Raw genomic sequence first — 14,766 nt, forward strand, 5'->3', positions numbered from 1 at the left:
ATGAAGCGATTTCTTCTCTAGAAGTCGACGACGAGGCCTTCGCTCAGCGTCACCCGGCGATCCATGAGACCGGCCAGTTCGTGATTGTGCGTGGCAATCAATGCCGCGAGGCCGGACTGACGCACCAGCGCCTCTAAAGCCTCGAAGACATAGCCGGCCGTTTCGGGATCGAGATTGCCGGTGGGCTCGTCGGCGAGCAGAATGAGCGGGGCATTGGCGACGGCACGGGCGATTGCCACACGCTGCTGTTCGCCACCGGAAAGCTCCGACGGCCGGTGGCCGGCGCGATGGCCGATGCGCATGTAATCCAGAAGCTGCGCGGCGCGCTCCGACGCTTCCTTTTCCGGCAGGCCGCCGATCAGCTGCGGCATCATGATGTTCTCAAGTGCCGTGAACTCGGGCAGCAGATGGTGGAACTGGTAGACGAAGCCGATATCGCTGCGCCGGCGATCGGTCCGCTGCTCGTCCGTGAGGTTGGAGCAGGGATCACCGGCCAAAAGAACTTCGCCAGCATCCGGCTTTTCCAGGAGACCCGCCACATGCAGCAGCGTCGACTTGCCTGCGCCCGACGGCGCGACGAGCGCGACGATTTCGCCGCGCTTCAACGAAAAGTCGGCGCCGCGCAGAATGGCGAGCTCGGTGTCGCCCTGGTTGTAGTGCCGTTCGACCTGCTGAAGCTGCAGCACATAGGGTGCGGTATCGAGGACCATGCGGATTTTCTATTCTGTTCGGAGGTCTATTCGTAGCGAAGAGCGTCGACGGGATCGAGGCGTGAAGCACGCCAGGCCGGGAACAGCGTGGCGATGAAGGACAGCAGCAACGCCATCAGGATCACCGACAGCGTCTCGCCCGGATCCATCTCGGCCGGCAACTGCGACAGGAAATAGAGTTCCGGATCGAAGATCGTCGTGCCCGACAGCCAGGAGAAGAACCAGCGGATCGACTCCACGTTGAGGCAGACGATGACGCCGAGCAATACGCCCGCGATCGTCCCGGTGACGCCGATGGCTGCGCCGGTCATGAAGAAGATGCGCATGATCGAGCTCGACGTCGCACCCATGGTGCGCAAGATCGCGATATCGCGGCCCTTGTCCTTCACGAGCATGATCAGGCCGGAAATGATGTTCAGCGCGGCAACGAGCACGATCAGCGTGAGGATCATGAACATGACGTTGCGCTCAACCTCCAGCGCCGAGAAGAACGTCTGGTTGCGCTGGCGCCAATCGGTCACGAAGATCTGACGACCCGCTGCCTCTTCGATGGCCGCGCGGTAGTCCTGAACCAAATCGGGGTTTTGGACGAACAGCTCGATCGATTGAACCAGACCTTCGGCATTGAAGTAGAGCTGCGCTTCCTCAAGCGGCATGAAGATGATCGCCGCATCGAATTCCGACATGCCGATCTCGAACACACCAGAAATCGGGTAGGATTTGACCCGCGGCGTTACGCCAAGCGGGGTAATGTCGCCATCGGGGGCCACCAGCGTGATGTCATCGCCGGCGCCGACACCGAGCGCTTCGGCCATGCGCGATCCGACCAGCACGCCCTGCCCCGCGGCAAATCCGACGAGATCGCCCGACCGGATGTTTTCCGAAACCGTCGTCATGCGCGTCAGGTCGTCTGCGCTGATGCCCTTGACGATCGCGCCGGTACCCGCACCCTGAAAGCCGGAAGCAAGTGTCTGCCCCTCGACCAGAGGAATCGCCATCTCGACGCCTTGAACGCCTTCGAAACGAGCAGCCAGATCCCGATAATCGTCGAGCGGTCTGTCCATCGGCTGAACGATCATGTGACCGTTGATGCCGAGAATACGGTCGATCAGCTCCGTGCGGAAACCGTTCATCACGGCCATGACGATGATGAGCGTGGCAACGCCAAGGACAATGCCGACGAAGGAGAAACCGGCAATCACCGAAATGAACGCTTCCTTGCGGCGCGAGCGCAGATAGCGCCAGGCGACCATGCGCTCGAACGCCGAAAAGGCGCCGGCAGAGCGCGACACAGGCCGCGTCTGCTCCTCGGGTGCATGGTCCGGCACGGCGGTGGCGTCACTCATGTCGGCTATCCCCTGGATCGTCGGTTGCGCTCAGCCTGCAGTCGCAGTCAGTCGGTTGATCGCCGCATCGAGCGGCAGCGTCTCGCGCTCGCCCGTGCTGCGTGTCTTGATTTCCACTTCGCCGGCCGCAATGCCGCGCGGACCGACGATCACCTGCAATGGCACGCCGATCAGGTCAGCCGTTGCGAACTTGCCGCCTGCCCGCTCGTCGGTGTCGTCTAGCAGCACGTCCAGTCCAGCAGCGGTCATTGCGGCATAGACCTGTTCGCACGCCGCGTCACAGGCCTGATCGCCGGCCTTCATGTTGATGATGACCGCATCGAATGGCGCCACGCCGGCCGGCCAGATGATGCCGCCTTCGTCATGGCTCGCCTCAACGATCGCGGGGACGAGGCGTGTCGGGCCGATTCCGTAGGAGCCCATGTGGACCGGGTGATCCTTGCCGTCCGGACCAGTCACGGTGGCCTTCATCGGGGCGGAATATTTGGTACCGAAATAGAAGATGTGGCCGACTTCGATGCCGCGCGCGGAAACCTTTGAGTGCTCCGGAACAGCGGCAAACGCGTCTGCATCGTGCATCTCGGAGGTCGCGGCATAGAGCGACGTCCAGCGATCGACGGTCGACTGGAGACCGGCGACGTCGTCGAAATCGGTGTCGTCACCGGGGATCTCGAAATCCATGAAATCGCGGTGGCAGAACACTTCCGACTCGCCCGTCGACGCCAGGATGATGAATTCGTGGCTGAGATCGCCGCCGATAGGACCGGTATCGGCACGCATCGGGATCGCCTTCAGGCCGAGCCGCGCGAAGGTGCGCAGATAGGCAACGAACATCTTGTTGTAGGAATGAACCGCTGCTGCCTTGTCGATGTCGAAGGAATAGGCATCCTTCATCATGAATTCGCGCGAGCGCATGGTACCAAAGCGCGGGCGGATCTCGTCGCGAAACTTCAGCTGAATATGGTAGAGGTTGAGCGGCAGGCTCTTGTAGGAGCGTACATAGGACCGGAAAATGTCGGTCACCATCTCCTCGTTGGTCGGCCCGTAGAGCATCGCGCGCTTCTGGCGATCCTCGATGCGCAGCATCTCCTTGCCGTAATCGTCGTAGCGGCCGCTTTCCATCCACAAATCCGCCGACTGGATCGTCGGCATCATGATCTCGATGGCGCCGGCGCGGTTCTGCTCTTCACGGACGATCGCGTTCACACGATCAAGCACACGCTTGCCGAGCGGCAGCCAGGAATAGATGCCGGCCGACTGCTGGCGGATCATGCCCGCGCGCAGCATGAGGCGATGCGAAACGATCTCCGCTTCCTTGGGTATCTCTTTCAGGATGGGAAGAAAGTAGCGTGAGAGGCGCATGGCGTGTCCAGGTGTGACCTGATTGGGCTAGCCCCGGAATCAGGCGAATTGGCGATGGAAAGACGCGCGTTCATAGCGGCTTCGCGGATTGAATGGAACCCGGCCCCCTGCCGCGCCGGATCGGTAGCCAATGCAATGACGTTGGCTCACGAAGCGATCACAACCCTGCGACGAAATGTGACAGTTTTTCGAAGATTGATGGTGACATTCAAATCCCCTTACGCTAGCTTGTGCCCACAAACGAGGCAGGGATCGATGAATTTCTGCCCATTCGCGGTCAAGTCTTGGGAGGATCAGGTCGCCGGCGCGCTAAATCGCTGCCACCGAGAAATCGGGTCGATCACGCGGGACTTCAAAAAACAAGGCTTTGGCCTTGTTTTTTTTTGCTTTCCGACCAGAGGCGTCAGGCGCGGACGTCTAGCCGAATTCCGGAACGATGCGTGGGATGCTGTCGACGGATAGACCGTAAACCGACGTGATCACATAGTAGACCGCAAAAATCACACCGGATACCAAAGTGGTGATCAGCGCCTTCTTCCCGAGTTGTGCGGTGAACGGCGCGCTTTCGGTGGTGCCCAGCGTGATGTCGCCCGCTTCTTCCTGCGTGCGGACGCCAAGCGGAAGAACCGCAAAAAGCGTGACCCACCAGATGATGAAATAGACAGCAAATCCGGAAAAGAAGGACATGGCAGGGAAGCCTTGGCTTGGCGGCGCTCAGGCCGCGCTCTGTTCTAGTTCGACAAGCGTCCCGCAGAAATCCTTTGGATGCAGAAACAGGACGGGTTTGCCATGGGCGCCGAGCTTGGGCTTGCCATCACCGAGGACGCGCGCGCCCTCCTTGATCAGATGGTCTCGCGCCTTGAAGATGTCTTCGACCTCATAGCAGATGTGATGCATACCGCCGGACGGGTTCTTCTCGAGAAAAGCCGCAATCGGCGAGGATTCACCCAGCGGCTCAAGCAGTTCGACCTTGGTGTTGCCGAGATCGACGAAGACCACCGTCACTCCGTGGTCCGTCAAGGACTGCGGCTCCGACACGTCGGCACCGAGCGTCTCGCGATAGATCGCGCTTGCCGCGGCGATGTTCGGCACCGCGATCGCGACGTGGTTCAAGCGTCCCAGCACGGTGTCTCCTCCCTTAAATCCGGGTGACGAGAACGGTGGTCACCGGCTTCTTGCCCCAGATGTTGTTGACCTCGGCGCGCACCGACCGGCGCACGGACTCACGTACCGTCGCGAGGTCTTTTCGCCGAGCGCGCGGGATGGAGTCCACCGCGCCAATCGCCGCATCGACCAGAAGGTCGGCGATGGCATCGCCTTCGTCGTCAAAGGCCGGGACGCCCTGGGTGATGATCTCGGGATCGCGATCGAGCTCGTATTTCGCATCGAGAAGAACGTTGACGACGACATGGCCGACGAAGGAGAGCTTGCGGCGCTCGCCGATCGCCATCTCCTCCAGATCGCCAATCAGTCGGCCATCCTTGTAGATCCGGCCGACCGGGGCTTCGTCGATGATCTCGGCGGGCCCGGGTGCGAGACGCAACATCATCCCGTTGCGAAGCCGCGGCACCTGCTTGATGCCCGATGCTTTGGCGAGTTCCGCATGCGCGGAGAGATGGGCTGCCTCGCCATGCACGGGCACGAGGATCTGCGGCTTTACCCATGAATACATCTGCTGCAGTTCCGAGCGGCGCGGGTGGCCCGACACATGCACAAGTTCGGCGCCGTCGGTGATGATCTTGATGCCCTGATCGACCAGACCATTGATGATGTCGAGAATCGCCTTCTCATTGCCCGGAATGGTGCGGGAGGAGAAGACAACCGTGTCGCCGGCCGTCAGCGCCACATGGCGCATCTCATCGCGCGCGATCTTGGCGAGTGCTGCGCGTGGCTCGCCCTGACTGCCGGTCAGGATCACGACGACCTTGTCGCGCGGGATATAGCCGAACTCGTCCTCGGCGATGAAGGGCGGGATGTCGTCCATCAAGCCGATTTCGGTTGCAACATCGGCAACGCGCTTCATGGAAGAGCCGAGCAGCAGGCACTGGCGCCCGGCGTCGCGCGCGGCTTCGGCGATCGAGCGAATGCGGCCGACATTGGAGGCGAATGTGGTGATAGCCACCCTGCCCTCGGCGCGCTCGATGATCGAGCGTAAGCTGTCGCTGACGGCGCGTTCCGACGGCGACACGCCTTCGCGCATGGCATTCGTGGAATCGCAGATCATCGCCAGCACGCCGGCATCGCCCAGTTGCTGGAAGCGATGAGCGTCGGTCTTCGGCAGCAGCGTCGGCTCCTCGTCGATCTTCCAGTCGCCCGTATGGATGACGGTGCCCGCAGGCGTCGTGATCGCCAGCGACACCGGTTCGGGGATTGAGTGGTTGACCGGAATGGCCTCGACCTGGAACGGGCCGACCGTGAACCGGTCTCCCGGCTTGTAGACGGTGATCGGCACGGGATTGCGCTCGCGCTCGTAGGACCGCTTCGCTTCGAGCATGCCGGCCGTGAACGGTGTGGCGTAGACTGCACAGTTCAGCCCAGGCCAGAGATCCGACAGCGCGCCGTAATGATCCTCATGTGCGTGCGTGATGACGATGCCACGCAGATTGGCGCGTTCTTCCTCGATGAACGAGATATCCGGCAGGACGAGGTCGACGCCCGGAAGGTCGGGACCTGGAAAGGTCACGCCGCAATCAACCATCAGCCATTCGCGCGCGCCGGCAGGGCCCCAGCCGTAAAGACCCAGGTTCATGCCGATCTCACCGACACCGCCAAGCGGCAGAAATACAAGTTCGTCCTGTTTCGCCATGTGCCTTCTTCAATGTCCTTGTTCTGGCGCGACCGGCACGCTCGACGCTTCGCAAACTTCAAGCGGGGTCAGATTGCCCGCGCGGATGCGACTGCGCCGAAATGCACGTCACCGGCTGTTATATGGGTCAGGCGACCGTCATCTTCACGAATGACGAAGCGACAATCGCTGTCGATCGTTTCGAATATACCGCGCGCGACCCGTCCGTCGATCCGGACCGCGACCTGCCCACCAAGCCCGCTTGCGCGCTCGAGCCAGCGCGCCCTGATGGCATCCAGTCCCGAAGCGCCGTTCCAGACGGCATGGTTCTCGGCCCAAGCGTCGGTGAGCGCGAGGAAAACGTCGCCCGCATCCGCGCTGCTGCCCAGTGCCCGCAGGGACGTGGCGGGGAATTCGGTGTCGCCCGGATGGGTGACGACGTTGACGCCCCAACCGATCGATGTGGCCTGGCGGCCATTCGGCAGCTTGGTCGATTCCAGAAGAATGCCGGATAGCTTCGCGCCGCCGGCCAGAACGTCGTTCGGCCATTTCAGCTCGAACCGCCGCCGCGCGTCACCGTCGAGGGCCACGGCGAGGTCCGCGTCCGGAATGAGTGCGCTCAGTGCATCGTGCAGCGCCAGACCCGCAACGAAGCCGAGCGTTGCCGTTGCCTTCAGGTCCAGATCATCCACGATCAGAAGCGATGCCGCGAGGTTTCCCCGCTCGGTCTGCCATGGCCGACCCCGGCGCCCTCGCCCGGTTTGCTGATGATCCGACACGAACCAGCACCGGCCGGTATCGTCGGCACGCGCTGCATCGAGAGCCTCGGCATTGGTCGACCCGACGGTCTCAAAGCTTTTGACGCGGTAGCCCGACTGGGCGGCCGTTGGAGCCAGAGCGAAGTGCGCTTGCTTGGCCGCCACGCCCAGGCTCAAAAGAACGACGCGGCGGCTGCCTGCGCAGCAGCACCGATCGGGCCGCCGATGAACAGATAACCCAGCGTGAAGATGCCAGCGATGCCGTACACAAGCTTCAGTTCGCCAGAAGCCGGCACGAAGCTTTCCGTCGCTTCATCGAACCACATGATCTTGATGATCCGGAGGTAATAATAGGCGCCGACGCACGATGCGAGCACGCCAATAACGGCCAGTGCATAGAGCTCGGCTTCGATGGCGGCGACGAAGACGAAATACTTGGCGAAGAAACCTGCGAGCGGCGGAATGCCGGCCAGCGAGAACATGAGGATCGTCAGCATCATCGCCATGAAGGGATGCGTGGAGGCGAGCCCGGCAAGATCGTCGATTTCTTCGACATTGCCCTCTTCCTTCTTCCGCATCGCGAGGATGCAGGCGAAGGTGCCAAGCGTCATCACCATGTAGATCAGCATGTAAAGGGCAACGCCCGATACGCCTGCCTGAGTGCCGGCAGCGAGGCCGACCAGCGCGTAGCCCATGTGGCCAATCGACGAATAGGCCATCAGGCGCTTGATGTTGCGCTGACCTATCGCGGCAAAGGCGCCGAGGATCATCGAGGCGATCGAAACGAAAACGATGATCTGCTGCCAGTCCGGCGTGATCGGCTCGAAGGCTTCGATGACGATGCGGGTCAGCATGGCCATGGCAGCGACCTTCGGAGCGGCGGCAAAGAATGCCGTGACCGCCGTCGGTGCACCTTCATAGACGTCCGGCGTCCACATATGGAACGGCACGGCCGAAATCTTGAAGGCGAGGCCTGCCAGGACGAAGACGAGACCGAAGACGAGGCCGAGCGAGCGCTCGTCGGCCGCAAGCACTGCCGCGATCTCCTGGAAGCCAGTATGGCCGGTAAAGCCGTAGATCAGCGACGCGCCATAGAGCAGCATGCCCGAGGACAGCGCACCGAGGACGAAATATTTGAGGCCGGCTTCCGTCGAACGGACGCTGTCGCGATTGATCGCGGCGACGACGTAGAGAGCGAGCGACTGAAGCTCCAGCGCGAGATAGAGCGCGATCATGCTGTTGGCGGATACCATCAGCATCATGCCGAGCGTGGCGAGAACGATCAGGACCGGAAATTCGAAGCGGTTGATCCGCTCTTCGCGCGCCTGGCCGACGGACATGACCATCGCCGTGATCGAGCCGATCAGGATCAGCACCTTCATGAACTTCGCGAACGGATCCGCGAGGAACGCGCCGCCGAAGGCGCTACCCGAGCCGGTGACCAGGAGGAGCCACAGGCCCGCAATGATCAGGACGCCGACTGCAAGGCCGGTGACCATGCTGGTGGAGCGCTCGCCCGAGAAGACGCCGACCATGAGCAACGCCATGGCGCCGACGGCCAGAATGATTTCCGGCATCGACAGTTGGATGCTTTGCAGCAGCAGTTCAGCGGTCATTTTGGTCCTCGGAGCATCAGTTCGAGAGGGCGACATCGCCCGCGGACTGGATCGCGGCCGTATAGTTGTTCAAGAGATTTTCGACCGAAGCCGCCGTCACATCGAGGATCGGCATGGGATAGACGCCGAAGAAGATGACGAGCGCGACGAGCGGATAAAGGATGACCTTCTCGCGGCGGCTGAGGTCCAGCATCGCCTTCAGGCTCTCCTTCTCCAGCGCACCGAAAATGATGCGGCGATAGAGCCAGAGTGCGTAGGCGGCCGAAAGCACGACGCCGGTCGTGGCCAGGAGAGCGACCCACGTGTTGACGCGGAAGATGCCGATCAGGGTCAGAAACTCGCCGACGAAGCCTGACGTGCCCGGCAGGCCGACATTGGCCATGGTGAAGACCATGAAGACCAGCGCGTATTTCGGCATGTTGTTGACGAGGCCGCCATAGGCCGCGATCTCGCGGGTATGCAGCCGGTCGTAGATCACGCCGACGCAAAGAAAGAGCGCGCCGGATACGAGGCCGTGCGACAGCATCTGGAAGATCGCGCCCTGAAGGCCTTGCGCGTTGGCTGCGAAGATACCCATCGTGACGTAGCCCATATGGGCGACGGACGAGTAGGCGATCAGCTTCTTGATGTCTTCCTGCATCAGCGCCACCAGCGAGGTGTAGATGATGGCGATGACGGAGAGCGCAAAGACGAGCGGTGCGAAGTCGGCGGACGCCAGCGGGAACATGGCGAGCGAGAAGCGGATGAAGCCATAGCCGCCGAGTTTCAGCAGGATGGCCGCCAGAATGACCGAACCCGCGGTCGGCGCTTCGACGTGGGCATCCGGCAGCCAGGTGTGGACCGGCCACATCGGCATCTTCACGGCGAAGGAAGCAAAGAACGCGATCCAAAGCCAGAACTGCATCTCTGCCGAGAAGTCATGGTTTAGCAGCAGCGGAATGTCCGTCGTGCCGGCGTCCCAGTACATCGCCATGATGGCGAGCAGCATCAGCAGCGAGCCGAGCAGCGTGTAAAGGAAGAACTTGAACGAGGCGTAGACGCGCCGCTTGCCGCCCCAGACACCGATGATGATGAACATCGGGATAAGGCCGGCTTCGAAGAAGATGTAGAAAAGGACGATATCGAGCGCGCAGAAGACGCCGATCATGAACGTTTCGAGCACGAGAAACGCGATCATATATTCCTTGACGCGCTTCTCGACCCGCCAGCTGGCGAGAATGCAGATCGGCATCAGGAACGTCGTCAGGATGACGAACAGCATCGAGATGCCGTCGACGCCCATATGATAGGCAATGCCGCTACCCAGCCACTCGACCCGCTCCACCATCTGGAAGTTCGGCTCGGCGCTGTCGAAGTTGATCCAGATGAAGAGCGACAGCACGAAGGTGAAGCTCGTCGCCAGCAGTGCCACATTGCGGATATTGCGCCGGCCGATCTCGGAATCATCCCGGATCATCAGGATCAGCAGAGCACCGACCAGCGGAAGAAATGTGACCGTGGAAAGGATCGGCCAATCGGTCATCAGAAGGCACTCCCGAGCATCATCCAGGTGACGAGCGCAGCGACGCCGATCAGCATGACGAATGCGTAATGATAAAGGTAACCAGACTGGAGGCGGACCACGCGGCCCGTCACGTCCTGAACGCGCGCGGCGACGCCGTTCGGCCCGAAGCCGTCGATGACGCGCCCGTCGCCCTCCTTCCAGAGGAACCGGCCGAGCGCCTTGGACGAGCGCACGAACAGGAAGTCATAGAGTTCGTCGAAGTACCACTTGTTCAAAAGGAACTGGTAGAGCCCGCGATGCTGGGCGGCGAGTTCCTTCGGCGTTTCCGGCGAGCGGATATACATGTACCAGGCGGTCACGAGGCCGATGAGCATGGCCATGAAGGGGCTCAGCTTCACCCAGAACGGAACGTGGTGGAACTCCTCCAGGATCTGGTTGGTCGGCAGCGTGAACAGCGCGCCCTGCCAGAAGCCCTCGTAGTAATCGCCGAAGAATTGCTTGTGGAACAGGATGCCGGCCAGCAGAGCGCCAACCGCGAGGATATAGAGCGGCACCATCATGATCGCGGGCGATTCATGCACATGGTGCATGACGTCGGCCGAAGCACGTGGCTTGCCATGGAAGGTCATGAAGATCAGGCGCCAGGAATAGAAGCTCGTGAAGAGCGCGGCGATGACCAGCATGGTGAAAGCGAAGCCAGCAGCCGCATTCTCCGCGACGAAGGCGCTTTCGATGATCGCATCCTTGGAGAAGAAGCCGGCGGTGCCGAAATAGAGGCCCGGGATGCCGACGCCTGTCAGCGCGACCGTGCCGATGATCATCATCCAGTAGGTGCGCGGGATGTATTTGCGCAGCCCGCCCATGCGGCGCATGTCCTGCTCGTCCGATACGGCATGGATGACCGAGCCGGCGCCGAGGAACAGCAGTGCCTTGAAGAAGGCGTGCGTGAAGAGGTGGAAGATCGCCGCGCCATAGGCGCCGATGCCGAGCGCCACGAACATGTAGCCGAGTTGCGAGCAGGTCGAATAGGCGATGACGCGCTTGATGTCGTTCTGGACCAGACCGACGGTGGCGGCGAAGAAGGCCGTGATCGCGCCAATGATGACGACGACCGTGCGCGCATCGATGCTGAGTTCGAAGACGGGTGACATGCGGGCGACGAGAAAGACGCCTGCGGTGACCATGGTGGCGGCGTGGATGAGCGCCGATACCGGCGTTGGGCCTTCCATGGCGTCCGGCAGCCAGGTGTGCAGCAGGAACTGGGCGGATTTTCCCATGGCGCCCATGAAGAGCAGCAGGCAGGTGACGGTCAGCGCGTCGGCACGGGTCAGGCTGTAGCCGAGGAAGTTCAAGACGACTTCCGTACCCGGGTCTGCACCCTCAACCGGCATGAAGTCGGCCGCACCGGCAAAGATCGTGTCGAAGCTGATCGAGCCGAACAGGACGAAGATGCCGAAGATGCCGAGCGCGAAGCCGAAGTCACCGACACGGTTGACGATGAAGGCCTTCATGGCCGCAGCTGTGGCCGTCGGCTTCTTGTACCAGAAACCAATAAGCAGGTAGGAGGCGAGACCGACGCCTTCCCAACCGAAGAACATCTGCAGCAGATTGTCCGACGTCACCAGCATCAGCATGGCGAAGGTGAAGAGCGACAGATACGCGAAGAAGCGCGGCCGATGCGGATCGTGGTGCATGTAGCCGATCGAGTAGATGTGCACCAAGGCCGAGACGGTGTTGACGACGACCAGCATGACGGCCGTCAGCGTGTCGATGCGGAACGACCAGTCGACGGACATGGAGCCCGACTGGATCCACTGCAGCACTGGAACGCGGATGACGTCAGTGTCGCCATAAGCGACAGAGAAGAAGGCAATCCACGACAGGAACGCGGCAAAGACCAGGAAGCCGGACGTGATGTACTCACAGGCCTTGGCGCCCAGCGAGCGGCCAAATAGCCCGGCGATGATGGCGCCGATCAGCGGCAGGAAGACGATCGCGTGATACATGACGCAGGTCAGCCCTTCATCGTGTTGATGTCTTCAACCGCGATGGAGCCGCGGTTGCGGTAGAACGTGACGAGGATGGCGAGGCCGATGGCTGCTTCCGCCGCCGCGACCGTCAGGATGAACAGCGCAAAGACCTGGCCGACGATGTCGTTCAGGAAGGCGGAGAAGGCGACCAGGTTCAGGTTGACGGCGAGCAGGATCAATTCGACCGACATGAGAATGACGATGACGTTCTTCCTGTTGAGGAAGATGCCGAAGACGCCGATCGTGAAGAGCAGCGCGCCGACCGTCAGATAATGGGAAATCCCGATTTCCATGAGTCCCTAAACCCCTCGTAGCCCTCGTGGAAGGCTATAATAAAGCAATCAGACGCCCTGCCCCGGCTTGACCTTCACCACCTCGATCGAGTTGGCGGGGCCGCGGGCGACCTGGGCTGCGATGTCCTGGCGCTTGACGTTGTCACGCTGGCGCAGCGTCAGAACGATCGCACCGATCATCGCGACCAGAAGGATCAGGCCGGCGATCTGGAAGAAGTAGATGAAGTCCGTGTAGAGCACGTCGCCGAGCGCCTGCGTGTTCTGGCGTTCGGTCAATGGCGGGATCGCCATCGCGCCGGAACCGGCGATCTCGGGGGCGAATGTCGCCCCGCCAAGCACGATGATGAGCTCTGCCGCCAGGATCAGGCCGACCAGCGCGCCAATCGGTGCATATTCCAGCACACCCGAGCGCAACTGCGTGAAGTCGACGTCGAGCATCATGACGACGAAGAGGAAGAGCACCGCGACCGCGCCGACATAGACGACGAGCAGAATCATCGCGAGGAACTCGGCGCCCGTCAGCAGGAACAGACCGGCCGAATTGAAGAAGGTCAGAATCAGGAACAGCACCGAATGAACCGGATTGCGGGCCGAAATCACCATGAACGCCGATGCCACGGCGACGAAGGCGAAGAGATAGAAGAATACGGCCTGAAGACCCATCTGGCGTGCCTTTGTCTTCCCGAATGCCGCGCAGTCCCGAAAATTCGAAAGCGGCGCTCAAGAGTGTCTTTCGCAGGTGCGAGAGGCAGAACCTCGCGCGGTTCTCTTAGATCAGGGCCTTCGCCCCGTCTAGATCATCACCGGTACGGCGAATCCATCTTTATGTTGCGGGCGATTTCGCGCTCCCAGCGATCGCCGTTCTCGAGCAGGCGATCCTTGTCGTAATAGAGCTCTTCACGCGTCTCGGTCGCGAACTCGAAATTGGGCCCTTCGACGATGGCGTCTACCGGGCAGGCTTCCTGGCAGAAGCCGCAATAGATGCACTTCACCATATCGATGTCGTAGCGCACCGTGCGGCGGGTGCCGTCGTTGCGGCGTGGGCCGGCCTCGATGGTGATCGCCTGTGCCGGGCAGATCGCTTCGCAGAGCTTGCAGGCAATGCAGCGTTCCTCGCCGTTCGGATAGCGGCGTAGGGCGTGCTCGCCACGGAAGCGCGGGCTGACGGGGCCTTTTTCGAACGGGTAGTTCACCGTTGCCTTGGGCGCGAAGAAGTAGCGCATCGACAGGAAGAACGCCCCGACGAATTCCTTGAGGAACAGCGATTTAGCGGCTTGAGCAAGAGCCATGGCTTTTCAACCTCTCCCGGCCGATCAGGCGGACCAGCCGGTCAGTTTGAGAACGAATGCGGTGATGACGACCATTGCGAGCGAGATCGGCAGGAAAACCTTCCAGCCAAGACGCATCAGCTGATCGTAGCGGTAACGGGGCACGAAGGCCTTCACCATGGCGAACATGAAGAAGACCATGCACATCTTGAGGACGAACCAGACAACGCCCGGCACCCAATTGATGAGCCAGAAATCGACCGGGGGAAGCCAGCCACCCAGGAACAGGATTGTCGTCAGCGCGCACATGAGGACGATGGCGGCATATTCGCCGAGCATGAACATCATGTACGGCGTAGAGCCATATTCCACCATGAAGCCGGCAACGAGTTCCGATTCGGCTTCAGGCAGGTCGAAAGGCGGCCGATTCGTCTCGGCAAGCGCCGAGATGAAGAAGATGATGAACATCGGGAACAGAGCGAGCCAGTGCCAATCCAGGAAGGAATTTGGCAAACCGACCATCGTACCGAGACCGTCACGCTGCGACAGGACGATGTCCGTCAAGCTGAGCGACCCGACGCAGAGAAGAACGGTGACGATGACGAAGCCGATGGAGACTTCGTAGGAGACCATCTGCGCAGCCGAGCGCAGCGCACCGAGGAACGGGTATTTCGAGTTCGATGCCCAGCCGCCCATGATCACGCCGTACACCTCGAGCGAGGAGATGGCGAAGACATAGAGGATGCCGACATTGATCGAGGCGATCGCCCAGTTCTCGTTGATCGGGATGACGGCCCAGGCGGCAAGCGCCAGCGTCACGGAGACGAGCGGTGCCAGAAGGAAGATGCCCTTGTTGGCGCCGGACGGGATGACCGGCTCCTTGAGGACGAATTTCAGAAGGTCGGCGAAAGACTGCAGCAGCCCCCAGGGACCGACGACGTTCGGGCCGCGGCGCATCTGCACGGCCGCCCAGATCTTGCGGTCGGCGTAGAGCACATAGGCGATGAACACCAAGAGCGCGACCAGAAGCAGGAGCGACTGACCGAGAATAATCAAGGCCGGCCAGGCGTAAGTTGCGAAAAATCCGTCCATCA

The 14,766-nt window shown here is 61.4% G+C and carries 14 protein-coding genes; all 14 read right to left on the reverse strand.

Annotated features, from left to right (window positions below):
• Positions 1 to 17: 17 nt before the first annotated feature.
• Positions 18 to 710: an ABC transporter ATP-binding protein gene (locus D5400_RS14390; RefSeq protein ID WP_126010644.1), complete on the reverse strand. Its 693-nt coding sequence runs from the start codon at positions 708 to 710 to the stop codon at positions 18 to 20.
• Between the two features lie 26 nt (positions 711 to 736).
• Positions 737 to 2,056 carry a lipoprotein-releasing ABC transporter permease subunit gene (locus tag D5400_RS14395; RefSeq protein ID WP_126010645.1) on the reverse strand — a complete coding sequence of 440 codons (1,320 nt, stop codon included), beginning with the start codon at positions 2,054 to 2,056 and terminating at the stop codon, positions 737 to 739.
• Between the two features lie 30 nt (positions 2,057 to 2,086).
• On the reverse strand, positions 2,087 to 3,418 hold the full coding sequence (proS, locus tag D5400_RS14400) for a proline--tRNA ligase (RefSeq protein ID WP_126010646.1): 1,332 nt from the start codon (positions 3,416 to 3,418) through the stop codon (positions 2,087 to 2,089).
• 417 nt (positions 3,419 to 3,835) lie between these two features.
• Positions 3,836 to 4,105, reverse strand: a complete 270-nt coding sequence (locus tag D5400_RS14405; RefSeq protein WP_126010647.1) for a DUF1467 family protein — start codon at positions 4,103 to 4,105, stop codon at positions 3,836 to 3,838.
• Between the two features lie 27 nt (positions 4,106 to 4,132).
• Positions 4,133 to 4,543, reverse strand: a complete 411-nt coding sequence (mce, locus tag D5400_RS14410) for a methylmalonyl-CoA epimerase (RefSeq protein WP_126010648.1) — start codon at positions 4,541 to 4,543, stop codon at positions 4,133 to 4,135.
• Between the two features lie 13 nt (positions 4,544 to 4,556).
• Entirely contained in the window at positions 4,557 to 6,224 is a 1,668-nt protein-coding gene (locus tag D5400_RS14415) for a ribonuclease J (RefSeq protein WP_126010649.1), read from the reverse strand.
• Positions 6,225 to 6,292: 68 nt separating this feature from the next.
• Entirely contained in the window at positions 6,293 to 7,126 is an 834-nt protein-coding gene (locus D5400_RS14420) for a biotin--[acetyl-CoA-carboxylase] ligase (protein ID WP_126010650.1), read from the reverse strand.
• Between the two features lie 8 nt (positions 7,127 to 7,134).
• Positions 7,135 to 8,577, reverse strand: a complete 1,443-nt coding sequence (gene nuoN / locus D5400_RS14425; protein WP_126010651.1) for an NADH-quinone oxidoreductase subunit NuoN — start codon at positions 8,575 to 8,577, stop codon at positions 7,135 to 7,137.
• A 16-nt stretch (positions 8,578 to 8,593) separates the two neighbouring features.
• Entirely contained in the window at positions 8,594 to 10,099 is a 1,506-nt protein-coding gene (locus D5400_RS14430) for an NADH-quinone oxidoreductase subunit M (RefSeq protein WP_126010652.1), read from the reverse strand.
• Entirely contained in the window at positions 10,099 to 12,087 is a 1,989-nt protein-coding gene (gene nuoL / locus D5400_RS14435; protein ID WP_126010653.1) for an NADH-quinone oxidoreductase subunit L, read from the reverse strand. The genes D5400_RS14430 and nuoL overlap by 1 nt, the downstream gene beginning before the upstream one ends.
• 8 nt (positions 12,088 to 12,095) lie before the next feature.
• Positions 12,096 to 12,404 (reverse strand): NADH-quinone oxidoreductase subunit NuoK, encoded by a 309-nt coding sequence (gene nuoK, locus D5400_RS14440; RefSeq protein WP_126010654.1) that lies wholly within the window; start codon positions 12,402 to 12,404, stop codon positions 12,096 to 12,098.
• Positions 12,405 to 12,452: 48 nt separating this feature from the next.
• Positions 12,453 to 13,067 (reverse strand): NADH-quinone oxidoreductase subunit J, encoded by a 615-nt coding sequence (locus D5400_RS14445; RefSeq protein WP_126010655.1) that lies wholly within the window; start codon positions 13,065 to 13,067, stop codon positions 12,453 to 12,455.
• 137 nt (positions 13,068 to 13,204) lie between these two features.
• The gene (nuoI, locus tag D5400_RS14450; protein WP_126010656.1) at positions 13,205 to 13,693 is read right to left on the reverse strand and encodes an NADH-quinone oxidoreductase subunit NuoI; all 489 of its coding nucleotides are present in this window, start codon (positions 13,691 to 13,693) and stop codon (positions 13,205 to 13,207) included.
• A gap of 24 nt (positions 13,694 to 13,717) precedes the next feature.
• Positions 13,718 to 14,764: an NADH-quinone oxidoreductase subunit NuoH gene (gene nuoH, locus D5400_RS14455; RefSeq protein WP_126013319.1), complete on the reverse strand. Its 1,047-nt coding sequence runs from the start codon at positions 14,762 to 14,764 to the stop codon at positions 13,718 to 13,720.
• Between the last annotated feature and the right edge of the window lie 2 nt (positions 14,765 to 14,766).

The organism is Georhizobium profundi (assembly GCF_003952725.1).
Lineage (GTDB): Bacteria > Pseudomonadota > Alphaproteobacteria > Rhizobiales > Rhizobiaceae > Georhizobium > Georhizobium profundi.

Bases quoted from the DNA above. Each gene is read 5' to 3' on its own strand.
- D5400_RS14395 (WP_126010645.1), bottom strand. From the start codon at position 2,056: ATGAGTGACGCCACCGCCGTGCCGGACCATGCACCCGAGGAGCAGACG.
- D5400_RS14390 (WP_126010644.1), bottom strand. From the start codon at position 710: ATGGTCCTCGATACCGCACCCTATGTGCTGCAGCTTCAGCAGGTCGAA.
- nuoK (WP_126010654.1), bottom strand. From the start codon at position 12,404: ATGGAAATCGGGATTTCCCATTATCTGACGGTCGGCGCGCTGCTCTTC.
- proS (WP_126010646.1), bottom strand. From the start codon at position 3,418: ATGCGCCTCTCACGCTACTTTCTTCCCATCCTGAAAGAGATACCCAAG.
- D5400_RS14430 (WP_126010652.1), bottom strand. From the start codon at position 10,099: ATGACCGATTGGCCGATCCTTTCCACGGTCACATTTCTTCCGCTGGTC.
- D5400_RS14445 (WP_126010655.1), bottom strand. From the start codon at position 13,067: ATGGGTCTTCAGGCCGTATTCTTCTATCTCTTCGCCTTCGTCGCCGTG.
- nuoL (WP_126010653.1), bottom strand. From the start codon at position 12,087: ATGTATCACGCGATCGTCTTCCTGCCGCTGATCGGCGCCATCATCGCC.
- D5400_RS14415 (WP_126010649.1), bottom strand. From the start codon at position 6,224: ATGGCGAAACAGGACGAACTTGTATTTCTGCCGCTTGGCGGTGTCGGT.
- nuoH (WP_126013319.1), bottom strand. From the start codon at position 14,764: ATGGACGGATTTTTCGCAACTTACGCCTGGCCGGCCTTGATTATTCTC.
- nuoN (WP_126010651.1), bottom strand. From the start codon at position 8,577: ATGACCGCTGAACTGCTGCTGCAAAGCATCCAACTGTCGATGCCGGAA.
- D5400_RS14405 (WP_126010647.1), bottom strand. From the start codon at position 4,105: ATGTCCTTCTTTTCCGGATTTGCTGTCTATTTCATCATCTGGTGGGTC.
- nuoI (WP_126010656.1), bottom strand. From the start codon at position 13,693: ATGGCTCTTGCTCAAGCCGCTAAATCGCTGTTCCTCAAGGAATTCGTC.